General features: G+C 44.9%; 12 protein-coding genes and 1 riboswitch. Of the genes, 4 read left to right on the forward strand and 8 right to left on the reverse strand.

The genetic code is table 11. The features are described 5' to 3' along the window. Nucleotides 1–28: 28 nt before the first annotated feature. Nucleotides 29–760 (reverse strand): glucosamine-6-phosphate deaminase, encoded by a 732-nt coding sequence (gene nagB / locus ERJ70_RS14605; RefSeq protein WP_209365543.1) that lies wholly within the window; start codon nt 758–760, stop codon nt 29–31. Next, nucleotides 750–1,943: an N-acetylglucosamine-6-phosphate deacetylase gene (gene nagA, locus ERJ70_RS14610; protein ID WP_245207997.1), complete on the reverse strand. Its 1,194-nt coding sequence runs from the start codon at nt 1,941–1,943 to the stop codon at nt 750–752. Before nagA ends, nagB begins: the two co-directional genes overlap by 11 nt. A gap of 186 nt (nt 1,944–2,129) precedes the next feature. Here nagA and ERJ70_RS14615 point away from each other — a divergent pair, with 186 nt between their 5' ends. Next, nucleotides 2,130–2,852 carry a GntR family transcriptional regulator gene (locus ERJ70_RS14615; RefSeq protein WP_209365544.1) on the forward strand — a complete coding sequence of 241 codons (723 nt, stop codon included), beginning with the start codon at nt 2,130–2,132 and terminating at the stop codon, nt 2,850–2,852. A 336-nt stretch (nt 2,853–3,188) separates the two neighbouring features. Here ERJ70_RS14615 and nagE read toward each other — a convergent pair whose 3' ends face one another. From nagE to sinI, 6 genes are all read right to left on the reverse strand, one after another. Next, nucleotides 3,189–5,114, reverse strand: coding sequence for an N-acetylglucosamine-specific PTS transporter subunit IIBC (gene nagE / locus ERJ70_RS14620; protein WP_209365545.1), 1,926 nt, complete (start codon nt 5,112–5,114; stop codon nt 3,189–3,191). A 160-nt stretch (nt 5,115–5,274) separates the two neighbouring features. Further along, entirely contained in the window at nt 5,275–5,868 is a 594-nt protein-coding gene (locus ERJ70_RS14625; RefSeq protein ID WP_209365546.1) for an REP-associated tyrosine transposase, read from the reverse strand. A 178-nt stretch (nt 5,869–6,046) separates the two neighbouring features. Beyond that, complete coding sequence (locus tag ERJ70_RS14630) at nt 6,047–6,193, reverse strand: hypothetical protein (RefSeq protein WP_209365547.1); 147 nt, start codon at nt 6,191–6,193, stop codon at nt 6,047–6,049. 126 nt (nt 6,194–6,319) lie between these two features. Further along, nucleotides 6,320–6,829, reverse strand: coding sequence for a VanZ family protein (locus ERJ70_RS14635; protein ID WP_245207999.1), 510 nt, complete (start codon nt 6,827–6,829; stop codon nt 6,320–6,322). Nucleotides 6,830–7,119: 290 nt separating this feature from the next. Then, a complete protein-coding gene (locus ERJ70_RS14640; protein WP_026570991.1) occupies nt 7,120–7,452 on the reverse strand; it encodes a helix-turn-helix domain-containing protein in 333 nt (110 codons plus the stop codon). A 79-nt stretch (nt 7,453–7,531) separates the two neighbouring features. Continuing rightward, nucleotides 7,532–7,666, reverse strand: coding sequence for a DNA-binding anti-repressor SinI (gene sinI, locus ERJ70_RS14645; protein ID WP_374099731.1), 135 nt, complete (start codon nt 7,664–7,666; stop codon nt 7,532–7,534). A gap of 23 nt (nt 7,667–7,689) precedes the next feature. Beyond that, nucleotides 7,690–7,776: riboswitch (cyclic di-GMP riboswitch) on the reverse strand. 356 nt (nt 7,777–8,132) lie between these two features. On the opposite strand from sinI, the gene srtD reads away from it, so the two are divergent. The 3 genes from srtD (at nt 8,133) to ERJ70_RS14660 (ending at nt 12,293) form a co-directional block, all read left to right on the forward strand. Then, the gene (srtD, locus tag ERJ70_RS14650; RefSeq protein ID WP_309507044.1) at nt 8,133–8,744 is read left to right on the forward strand and encodes a class D sortase, LPxTATN-specific; all 612 of its coding nucleotides are present in this window, start codon (nt 8,133–8,135) and stop codon (nt 8,742–8,744) included. Nucleotides 8,745–9,239: 495 nt separating this feature from the next. After that, nucleotides 9,240–10,244 (forward strand): LCP family glycopolymer transferase, encoded by a 1,005-nt coding sequence (locus ERJ70_RS14655; protein ID WP_245208001.1) that lies wholly within the window; start codon nt 9,240–9,242, stop codon nt 10,242–10,244. Nucleotides 10,245–10,271: 27 nt separating this feature from the next. Further along, nucleotides 10,272–12,293 carry a penicillin-binding transpeptidase domain-containing protein gene (locus ERJ70_RS14660; RefSeq protein ID WP_245208003.1) on the forward strand — a complete coding sequence of 674 codons (2,022 nt, stop codon included), beginning with the start codon at nt 10,272–10,274 and terminating at the stop codon, nt 12,291–12,293. The last annotated feature ends 251 nt before the right edge of the window (nt 12,294–12,544 follow it).

Below are 12,544 nucleotides of genomic sequence, written 5' to 3' on the forward strand. Positions count from 1 at the left end.
AATCCTCTGTGATAATTCACCGGATTGCCTAAACGCTTACCCTGGATAATGCCGCTTTGTCGGCAATGACTTGGACATTGGGATGTGTTTGCAAAATCGATGCCGGAAAGTCCTCCGATACATCTCCGTGAAGCAGTTGATCCAATGCCCGGGCCTTTCTCTCCCCTGATACGAGCAGTACAATCTGCTTACTTTTCATAATGGTGGCAATGCCCATCGTGATTGCTTGCTTCGGTACCTCCTGCTCACTTTCAAAGAAACGGGCATTTGCTTTTCTGGTTGAAGGTGCCAGATCGACGATATGGGTTTTGGTTGAAAACGGGGTTCCCGGTTCATTGAAACCAATATGGCCGTTCGTCCCAATCCCTAATAATTGCAGGTCGATTTCCTGATGATCCATCAACAGCTGCTCATATTGCTCACATTCGCGCTGCAGGTCCTCTGCCTTTCCGTTCGGCACGAAAGTCTTTTGTTTATCGATGTCAATGTAGTCGAAAAATTTTTTGTCCATGAAATAACGATAGCTGTTTGGGTCGCTCCCTGACATTCCTACGTATTCATCAAGGTTGAAAGATGTCGTATGGCGGAAGGAGACCTTTTCCCTTTGATGTGCCTCTATCAAGCGTTTATAAACGCCCTCGGGTGTCGAACCTGTCGCCAGTCCCAGCACCGGTTGTTCCAGGCTGTTCACTGTTTCCATGATTAATTGGGCGCCAGCTTCGCTCATCGCCTGGTAATCCTCTACTTGTTTAATTTCCACTGTTGTTTGCCTCCTCGTATGCCAATTCTCCGCGACAAAACGAATATTTTACCGACACGTCGTCTTCCACCAGCAAAATGTCCGCATCTTTTCCCGGAGCCAAGCTGCCTTTACGCTCATACATATTGATTTGTTTTGCCGGATTGACCGCCGTCATCGTGATAATGTCCTGCAATGTTGCATCGGTAGTTTCCATCATGTTTTTCGCACCCTGGTTCATTTTTAAGATCGATCCGGCAAGAGTTCCGTCGCTTAACATCGCCCGATCCTCTGTTACTGTCGCCTCCTGTCCCCCGAGGTCGTAGGTTCCCGGTTTCAAACACTTCGCCCGGAGTGCGTCGGTAATCAACAGGAGTCGTTCGCTGCCGATGTTCTGGTAAATGAATTCGATCATTTCCGGGGAAACATGAATTTTATCGGCAATCAGCTCGCTCTTCAGTTCTTCCAGGGTGAGAGCAGCTCCAACCACTCCGATATCCCGATGATGAATCGGCGACATCGCGTTGCACAGATGGGTCACTTGTTTGACGCCGTGCTCGACCGCTTTGCGCATATCGGCGATCGTTGCTGCGGTATGCCCAGCCGAAACGTTAATGCCCTGGTTGGCGAGATACCGGGTTAAAGCTCCATCCTCGTCTTTTTCCGGAGCCATGGTGATTGTCTTGATCATGTTACCGGAAATACGCTGCCAATTTTCAAATTGTTCGACCTCTGGAGTCAGAATATGCTCCTTCGGCTGGGCACCGGCTTTGCTTTCCTCGATAAACGGTCCTTCCAAGTGGATGCCGATGATTTCAGCTTGTGCCGGCTTGTTTTGATAAGATGCAACGTTCGCCAGGGCACGGTGGATATTGTCCTTCGATTGGGTAATCGTCGTAGCAAGAAAGCTGGTGGTTCCCTCTTTCGGAAGGGCTGAAGCCATCGTCTCCAGGGCTTCCGGGGTCGCATCCATGACGTCTGCTCCATTGGCACCATGAATATGGCCGTCGATAAATCCCGGAACGGCGTTGAGGCCGTTTCCGTCTATGCTGGTTGCTATGGAAATTTTTTTGTTTTTCAGTTGGTTCATGTGGCCGATTTCCGTTATTTTTCCTTGTTCAGCCACTAAATATCCGTTCTCGATGACTTCCTTTTCCACGAAAACCTTGACATTTTTTATAAGTAACGTGTCTTCGTTCGCCACTGTCGCTCGCCTCTTTCCTTTTAATTGCAAAAAAAGCATCATATGGAGTTACTTTTAAGGTATCATAATGAGATATAGTTGTCTATACATTAAGATAAGTATATACTTAGCCGGAATATTTTGATAAAATTTTTTTTAGTTACGTTAGTTTTCCCTAAACAAGCCAGCTGATGAAAGGAGATGGATATGGTCGATAAAAATTCGCCGTTACCTATATATTATCAATTGGAAGAAGAAATCAAACAGCTGATTAAAACCGAGCAGCTCAAGCCGGGAGAACTGCTCCCTTCTGAGCGGGAATACGCTGAGAAACACCATATCAGCCGGATGACCGTCAGGCAGGCCATCAACAATCTGGCCGCCGAAGGATTATTGTTTCGACAAAAAGGCAAGGGCACCTTCGTTGCCGAGCAAAAATTTGAGCAAAATTTACAAGGATTGACCAGTTTTAGTGAGGACATGCGAGCTCGTGGGCTTAAACCCTCCAGTAAACTGGTCAGCTTTGAGGAGATGGAAGCGGATGAAAAACTGGCTTTTAATCTTGCGGTGGAAATAGGAGCGCCGATTTTTAAAATCGAGCGGGTCCGGATGGCCGATCAAGCGCCGCTGGCTGTCGAAACCATCTATACCTCGAAGAAAATCGCCGGAAACATGACGAGAGAAGACTTCGCTCCATCTTTCTATGACTATATCGAAAACACCTTGGGATTCACCATCAAGCATGCCAACCAGGAAATCGAATCGGCGCTTGCCAATGAAAAAGAAATCGAATACCTACAGCTGGATCCAGGCGATCCCGTTTTATTGATCGAACGACTTACGTACTTAAGCAACGATGAACCGTTCGAATACGTGAAATCCGCCTATCGCGCAGACAAATACAAATTCAAACTCCACATGCCCCGCTGATTTCGAGTAGAGTATGTTCAACACGCGGATGCGGGACAGCGTGAGGCGGCGGGCGTGAGCGTGAGGCGGGGTCAGTCCCCGATGGCTGATTTTAAAGCTAATAGGACGGATCAAAGCTGTGGTGGGGTCAGGCCCCACCACGGTCTTTTCTTATGTATTATAGTTGAAGAAGCTTGTCACCAGGGGATTCATACCAACCGGGGGACTGACCCCAAGGTGTCGTTAAATCACCTATTTTTAGGATTTTATGCTTTTTGGGGTCAGTCCCTGAAAACTTCGAGGCACACGAAAAAGCCCGGCTGTTTGAGCTACAACCGGGCTTTGTACGTTTCAGCTTTAATTTATTTTGACAATATTGGCTTGGTTGACTGTAATGCTTCCGCTTTGAACCAATTTCACTTGATCATTGTCTTCAAGATTCGTGAAGATGATAGGCGAAATGGCAGAAGATGCATTTTCTTTAATATAGGCAAGATCAACCTGCAGAAGTTTGTCTCCTTTTTTCACTTGCTGACCTTCTTTTACAAAGACCTCAAAACCTTTGCCTCCAAGCTGCACGGTATCCAGTCCAACATGGACAAGGACTTCATGACCGCTCTCGGCTTTTATCCCGACAGCATGCTTGGTCGGAAAAATGTTAATAATTTCACCGTCAACCGGAGCGACAAATAAACCTTTATCCGGCTCGATCGCAAATCCATCGCCCATCATTTTCTGGGAGAATACCTCGTCCGGCACTTCGGTGATATCGATTATTTTCCCAGAAGCCGGAGCAACAAAATCATCGCCGCCAAGTTCTCCTAAAGCCTCTTTGTTATCCTCAGCCTGAGCATTTACTGGCTCTTCTCCTGGAGCTTCCATGTTGTTGTTATCCATCCGCTTCCGCATTGCTTCTGCCAGGAAGTCAACGGTAGTTCCGACCACGACGTGTAAATTACGCTTGTTCAGTTTCATGACACCGTTGGCACCTTGGCGTTTCAATGCCTTTTCGTCGACTTCCTCCATGTTGTTCATTTCCAAACGGAGTCTGGTTGCACAATAATCCAGGTTTTTAATATTTCCCGGACCACCCAGTGCTTGTAAGTAATGATAAGCTTTTGCATCATAATTCTTGCCGCCTTTTGAGGCAATGCCGCTCTCGTCAGCGTGTTCTTCGTCCTCGTCCTCACGACCTGGTGTTTTCAAATCAAGCTTGATAATTAACACGTAGAACACCACAAAATAAATCGCTGCGAAGACCAACCCTTGGATAAACAGAATGATCGGATTTTGTGCTATACCGAAATTCAGGACATAATCGATGAAGCCGGCCGAAAAGCCAAAGCCATGCCGGACGTCGAGCCATAGAGCAACCATCATTGATATCCCCGTCAATACGGCATGCACTACATACAATAATGGAGACAAAAACATGAACGAAAATTCAATTGGTTCCGTTACCCCTGTCAGGAAGGCAGTGAATCCGATACTAAATAACATACCGCCAACTGCTGCGCGGCGTGTCTTTTTAGCCGCAGCATACATTGCAAGACATGCCGCCGGCAGACCGAACATCATGATTGGGAAGAACCCTGCAAGAAAAGTACCTGCTGATGGATCCCCTTTCAAGAATCGGTTAATTTCTCCTCGAACCGGTTCAGAGGCTCCGTCCGGTACGAACGAACCAAAGTCAAACCATACGAGGGTATTGATCACATGGTGCAAGCCGACTGGAATCAAGAGTCGGTTGAAAAAGCCATATGTCCCGACGCCAAGTGCTCCTGCACCAAGCATCCATTCACCCAGACCGTTGATCACTGCTTGGATTGGCGGCCAGATGATTCCGAAGATACCGGATAATATCACCATAACAATTGCTGTAATAATCGGAACAAACCTTTTTCCGCCAAAAAACGCCAGCCAGTCTGGCAGCTGGATATTCGAATATCGGTTGTATAGCAGACCCGCTACAATTCCGGCAATAATACCGCCAAACACACCCATATCCAAATCCTCGCCAAAGGATCCGACACCGCCTGTCAGTACAAGGAAGGCGACAGCGCCCGACAAAGCAGCCGCGCCGCTTCCATCCCGGGCGAATCCCATTGCGACACCAATCGCGAAAATCAGTGCCAGGTTATCTAATATCCCGCTTCCTGCCTGGCTGATAAACTGGATATCCAACATGTCGTCGGCACCCAATCTGACCAGTAAAGCAGCCGCAGGAAGCATAGCGATTGGGAACATTAGTGATTTACCAATCCGCTGTAAAAACGCTAACATTTGTTTCACTCCTCTTGCTGTTTTTGAAAACGCTGTAGAAAGTATAACATCCATATATATAGATGTCTATACCAATTTCCCGTAAGGGGACAGTCCCTCCTTCAGCAATTTTCGACTAAACTTATTATAGAGGGACTGTCCCCAAATAAAAACCAAAAAGTTATTCATCCTCCGGGATGGGACCTGGAAGTACCGGAGCGAGTGCGGTTACATCCGTTTTTCTGTCGTTGACATACTCATGGTAATGAAACCTTCTTGGTTCAAAGAAATAGGACAACAGCTTATTTGGTTCTATTATTCTTTTGTGCATTTCCGGGAACATATATTCATGATAACTGCTCCATCGGTATTCTTCCGGAATGGCACAGATCTTGGCAGCGCAAGGATTTAGGTGGATATAGCGGGAAACATGAAGGAAATATTGTATAGAGGTGATGTAGTGGGCGTGAAATCTACCTTGAAAGACGTGTCCGACTAAATCATATTTTTTGTTGAAATAAATGGCGTATTTCATGTGCAGGATTTTCATAAAGGTGCTCGGGGGTTGATCAGTGACTTCCACGAGAAGATGGATATGGTTAGGCATAAGACAGTAGGCATGTAAAACAAATGGATGTTTCCGTTTTACGGATTGAAGCGTCTCCAAATAGCGGTGAAAATCTTCCTCCTCTTTAAACAACGCTTCCTTCCTGTTCCCTCGGGCTGTGATGTGGTAAGTGCCGCCCGGAATCCAGGCCCTCAACAATCGCGACATACGCATCGCCCCTTTCATTTTATTATTCAAAAAACACTATTCGACAAAGTTTCCCGAATTCCTTTTTTTGGCTCCGGGTATTTGGGGTCAGTCCCTCACTTTGGTAGCGTGGTAGCGTGATAAAGTTAAAAGGCAAAGGAAAAAGCGTTGAAAAGAATTCAACGCTTTCATTTTATCATTAGGCATTTTCTGATTTCACGACTTGATTCTGGTTCAATTCCCTGATTAAATGCTCAATGAATTCATGGGAATCATTTATTTGAGCGTTCTCTGTTTTATCAATTAATTTAGACAATACATTCTTATATAATTCTTGTTCTTTCATTTCTTCACCTCATTTTTCTATCACTCTATCATTTGTATCAAAATCACAGAATCATCTGACAACTCTTCTTTTTTATCATAGTGTTTTAACTATACCATTTTTTCAGACAAAAAAGCGATAGTTTTTTCAAAATTTGACATCTTTTTCAGGCGCTTTCTTGTTTTTAACCAGGCAGACTAAATAGATAAGCGAGATTGCTAGTAGTGCTCCACTTGTATCCATCACGACATCGCCTGCATACGGCGTTCGATTTTGAGTAAAGCCCTGATGCAGTTCATCTATTCCAGCATATGCAACTGTAAGAAAAAGGGAGATAATCACTCGTTTAATCACTTGGAAATCAGACGTTTTCTTCAAGGCGGTATAAAAGCATAACAGCAACACAAAGAACACAACCATGTGTGCTCCCTTTCTTATGAAGAATTCTATAAACCCATATACCCCCAAAGACTTAATGCTAATCTCGGAATGGTGATATGTAAACACTATCCCATCGAGAACGGGAATCAAGAAATCCAAATCAACGAAATTAGACAACAATGGCTTTATATTCTGATCTTGATATGGCTGGGAAGAGGAATAGAAAATAATTCCCATCCAGCAAATCGGCAATAACCAGTAATTCCATTTTTTCAAATGCTTTATGCCCCTCCTCCTCTTTACAAATCTACCCAGCATTATACCATTCCTTTACCGCTCTACCAGAATGGGGGTCAGTCCCTACAAATTCTATTAAAATTTTAAAAGGAAGGTTTCCGTGATTCTCTTCAAACCAAGGGCCACAGGTTTTGTCCGTTGTTAACCAACACTTTACTGATTTAATGCAGTAATTGATTGGGGGACTGACCCTTTAATCCCTTTAATCCGAAAACGCAAAACACCCGGAAGGGGTGTATCCCTCCGGGTGTCCGTTTTTGGCTTCCTATTTATTTTTCTTGGTTGATTCTCCAACGGTTAAATTCTAGAAATTCTCTGAATTGTTCTTTTGAAACTCCTGAGTCCATGGCATCTTGAACGAGTTCCAACCAATCTTCGTCCAACTGCTTCTTCATTTCTTCACTGTCTTCTTTCATCAGCAGCTCATTGATGGAAACTCCCAGTACAGCACCGACTTTCTCCATAAACTGTATAGAAGGATTGGTTTGCAGATTTCTTTCAATAGAGCTCAAGTATGATTTTGCCACACCAGCTTGTTCTGCCAATTCAGATAAGGACATTTTTTTCTCTTGACGTAATTGTTTGATTTTATCCCCGATCAAGGCCATTCACCTTCTTTCAAACAGATTATATCACAAGAAAGGTGAATGGTTCTATATAAAGCACAAAAAACAACCACGGTTATTTGCTGTTCATGGAGGAGTGTTGTGTTAAAAAGAGCCTGACGTCTTCTACTTCCAATCCGATCTGCTTTGCTTCTTCCATAAGGTTTATCCAATCTTTATCCAGCACTTTTTCGTCCAACGTTTTCAACATACAATTTACCCTCCAATATTCTGTCAGGCAGCACAGCCATCCTTGCACCGAGGTGCTTTAGATCTGTTGCTTTGCGTCCTTACTTTTCAATAAGTTTGCCTTTTACTGAAGAAGCAATGTTATATTGAAAATATACTATACTTTCCATGGCTTTCCTACGGGGTATTTTTGTCTAATTACTACTAGTTTTGTAAAGGGGAACAAACGGCAACTAATGAATTCCTCCCATTAAAACGACAAAATACTGCTCTTTTCAAAGTTATTTCTTTTTCCTGCGGCTTTTCTGAAAACATATTCCGGGCAGATGGCCCTAGTTTGATATACACGTTGAAAAGAATAGCGATTTGGAATGGTTATTGTCTGTTGTTTTGTCCAAGGAAACCTGTTAAATTAAAGCTGCAAGCGAGCCAACTTTCTGATTTCAACTGATTTCATAAGAATTTAATAGAAAAATGAGAAAAGAGGGATGAACCGGGTGAAAAAAATAGCGTTTCTGGCAATGATTGCTGGAGTAGTCTTATTAAGCTACGGATTCATGCAGATAATCCACACAGAACGTGCCCAGCAAAGCAGCCTGGCTGAGGCCCACTCATTATTAAACGGGGAGAAAACAGCCGAAACAAAGGACAACGGGCAAACACAGGAGCAAGAAACGGACGATGGTGCAAACTACCTTCCAGATCAAGGCGAAACGGCCGGGATTCTATCGATTCCTAAAATTGACGCTGAGCTGCCGATTGTGGAGGGAACCGATCCAGATGATTTGGAAAAAGGAGTAGGTCATTACAAAGGAACAGCGTATCCTACCGAAAATGACCAAATCGTCCTTTCTGGACACAGAGATACTGTTTTCCGCCGGATGGGAGAAGTAGAAATCGGTGATATATTTATCGTCAAACTTCCTTACGGGGAGTTCCGTTATCAAATGGAAAGTGCCAGGGTTGTCGATGCCGATGACCGAACAGTAATCAAGCCCACAGCGCCTGAAGAAGTATTGACACTGACAACCTGTTATCCCTTTTCATATTTAGGTAACGCCCCACAGCGCTATATCATCACCGCCGTTCCCGTCGAATAACCACTTACAAGGCAGAAGAGAGTCCCAGACCAGTAGACCGTTTGGGGCTACGCCAGGCGTCTAAGGTCCGGGGTCAGTCCCCGAAGTATCCCAATTCAAGATATAGACGTGTTTTCCCTGTCACGGGGACTGCCCCCAAAACAAAGTTTTTGGCCTTGTATTTTAACTTAAATCCTATTTAAGCGGGATTTACTGAGTAGGAGGGACTGTCCCCTCCTCTGGTTGTTTTTGCCATTTCAAGCGCTTCGTGACCGCCCCAGGGACTGGCCCCCAAAGCTCGACCCCCAAAGCTCTTAAAAGCTGGGATTCTCTCTCTTGTACCTGCTATGGGGTCTGGCCCCTACCGCCGGATTTCTACCGCGGACCCCTGCCGCCCTCCGACCACTTCTCTGTTTACTTATTTTTTTGTTTTCTGGTTTAGACGTTAGCTGGGGTAATGGGGTATAATGGTTTTTGGAATCTTTTAACTAAACAATGAAAAAGCGGGGGTATTACGTGGCAAGGCAGGCGCACAAGAAAAAGCGCGGGAAACGACGGCGCTGGCTGGTCTGGTTAGGCGGGGTCCTACTGGTTGTACTGATTGCGGCGGCAGGATATGGGATTTATTTATACGATAAGCTGCAAGACACAGTCAACGAAATACATGAACCATTGAGTGACGAACAGCAGTCGGAGGAAACCGGGTCAAACGGACAGACAGGGAACGACGACCAAAATGCCGATGGACATTCAAATTATTCCGACAGTACTGACCCCGATAACAAAAAGGAGACATTGAATTTCCTGTTATTAGGGGTTGATGAACGTGCCAATGACCAAGGGCGTTCTGATACGATGATTCTGGTATCCGCCAATCCGAATACTGATTCGATGCTGATGATGAGCATACCACGCGATACTTACACTGAAATTCCCGGTAAGGGAATGGATAAGATCAATCATGCATATGCTTTTGGCGGTACCAGTCTAGCCGTCAAAACGGTCAAGCAAACCTTCGATGTTCCTATTGACTTTTATATAAAGGTAAACATGGAAGGATTTCGGGACGGCATCGATGCGCTCAATGGCATCACCGTTGAAAATAGCTTTGGCTTCACGCAGGATGGCAAGAATTTTCCCGAAGGAGAAATCAACCTGAATGGAGAAGAAGCCTTGGCCTATACAAGAATGCGGAAAAAAGATCCACAGGGAGACCTGGGAAGGAATGAAAGACAGCGTCAGGTCATTCAAGCTGCCTTGGATCAAGCCGCTAACTTCTCCAACTTCACGAAAATCGGCCGTATTCTCGATATTGTCGGAGGAAATGTGCGAACCAATATGAAAATGGAAAATATGCGCAATGTTTATTCCCATTACCGCCAGACACGAAAAACGATTCTTTCGTTGGAAATCGACGGATCCGGAAAAATAATGGAGGATGGAATTTGGTATTACATGGTCACAAATCAAGAACTGGCGCGGCTCAACGCAGAACTGGTGGAACATATGGAAGCCCGCTAATGATATAAGGAAGGAAGGGTTCACTACGTGAGAAAAATTTATAGTTTGCTAGCTATGGTAACACTGATTTCGATTCTCTCAGCCTGTTCGAACGATGAAGTTACACCCGAAGAACGGATGGATGAATTCGTCGGACACTGGAATGAGCAGGATTTTGATGCTATGTATGAGATGGCTTCTTCCGACTCAAAAGAGGCTTATCCAACCGAGGAATTTGTTGATCGCTACGAAAAAATCTATAACGATTTAAATGTGGAAAATTTAAATGTCAGCTATGAAAAGCTTGAAGAAGGCGAAGAAAACAGCGAAGAGGATGGAACTGCTTCTTTTCCGCTTTCAGTAGAAATGGATACTGTCGGTGGACCGATTTCTTTTGATTATCAAGCGACGTTGAAAAAGATTGAAGATGAAGACGGAGAGACTGATTGGGTCGTTAATTGGGATCCGGGTTATATTTTTCCGCAGTTGAAAAACGGCGGGGAAATCTCCTTCCAAACCAAAACTCCTGAACGTGGGGAGATTTTTGACCGTAATCAGAACGGACTTGCTGTAAATGAAGAAATTTACGAGATCGGCGTTGTTCCTGGAGAATTCGGTGAAAATGCAGAAGAAACCAAAGAAGAAATTGCCGACCTTTTAGCAATGGATGTCGCTTCTATTAATGCAGCATTGGACGCCGAGTGGGTACAAGACGATTCATTTGTTCCGTTGAAAAAAGTTCCAAAAACGAACGAAGAACAATTGGATGCCTTGTTTGAACTGGGACCTGTATTAAGCCAAACGACCACCGGCAGGGTTTATCCATACGGGGAGGCTGCTTCCCACCTCGTCGGATATATCGGTTCTGTAACTGCTGAGGAAATCGAAGAAGCCGAACCTGGGGCGTATTCCAATGGGGATTTGATTGGAAAACGCGGGCTTGAATTATTGTTTGAAGACCGCCTTAAGGGAGAACCTGGAGTGACAATTGCCGTCACCAAAGAAGGAGAAGAAGATCAAGTTCTGACCCAAACAGAAGTGAAGGATGGCGAGGATATCACAGTTACCATTGATGCAGATGTCCAACAATCGATTTACGATTCCTATAAAGGCCAAACAGGCACAGCCGCTGCTATACAGCCAAAAACCGGCGAAACGCTTGCGCTTGTAAGTGCTCCCGGATTTGATCCGAACGAACTTGCCTATGGAATCAGCCAATCCAAGCTGGAAGCATTACAGGAGGATGAACAAAAGCCGCTGCAAAACCGGTTCAGTGCTACCTATGCCCCTGGTTCCTCGATCAAACCGATCACAGCAGCAATTGGATTGGAAACCGGCGCGATCGATCCGAATGAAGCAATCGAAATCAACGGCCTAAAGTGGCAAAAAGATGAATCATGGGGAGACTACCGTGTAACACGGGTATCAGAAGGCAGTCCTGTCGATTTGACGGACGCACTTGTGCGATCTGATAATATTTATTTTGCCCAACAGGCATTGGAAATCGGCTCCGACAACCTGATTGACAGACTTAACCAATTCGGTGTCGGCGAAGACTTCCCTTACACCTATCCAATCGAAGCTTCGACCGTTTCCAGTAATGGAGAAATCGATAGTGAGGCAATGTTAGCCGACACCAGCTATGGGCAAGGTCAGTTGGAAATGAGTGCCCTGCATCTGGCTGTAGCTTACACCACCTTGTTAAACGACGGAAATATGATTCAGCCAACCTTAGAGGAAAGTGAAGAAGACGGCCAGGTTTGGAAAGAAGGGATCGTAAGCGGAGAGAACGTTAATACTATTCGCGATGCCTTGCGCAAAGTCGTTTCCGCTCCGAATGGAACGGCGCACAGTGCAGCCTCGTTGGACATTAACTTGTCCGGTAAAACGGGGACAGCAGAATTGAAAAAAAGCCTGGACGATGAAAATGCCGAGGAAAACGGCTGGTTTGTCACCTATCCTGAAGACGAGGATCTTTTAATCTCCATGATGATGGAAAACGTGAAAGACCAAGGCGGCAGCCATATCGTGGTAGATCGGGCCGTTGAAGCTTTGAAGGAAATAAAATAACACCCGGCAATTTTTAATAGGCCAGTTGTTAGCTATTAGGAAAGAGGGATGCCAACTTGCGAGTAAGCGGGCATCTCTCTTTTCGTTATCTAAACAAGTCCGATCAACATATCGATGTAATACGGACTAGCATTTATTTCATGAAGGATTTATTTTTGTCCATTCCTTTTTTATTTCGATCGATGATTTGTCTTCTTTACTCAGGGACGAATGCTACCTTATAATATCATGTAGTATGTGCTAAAACTATT

The sequence above is a fragment of the Sediminibacillus dalangtanensis genome (assembly GCF_017792025.1).
Taxonomy (GTDB): Bacteria; Bacillota; Bacilli; order Bacillales; family Amphibacillaceae; genus Sediminibacillus; species Sediminibacillus dalangtanensis.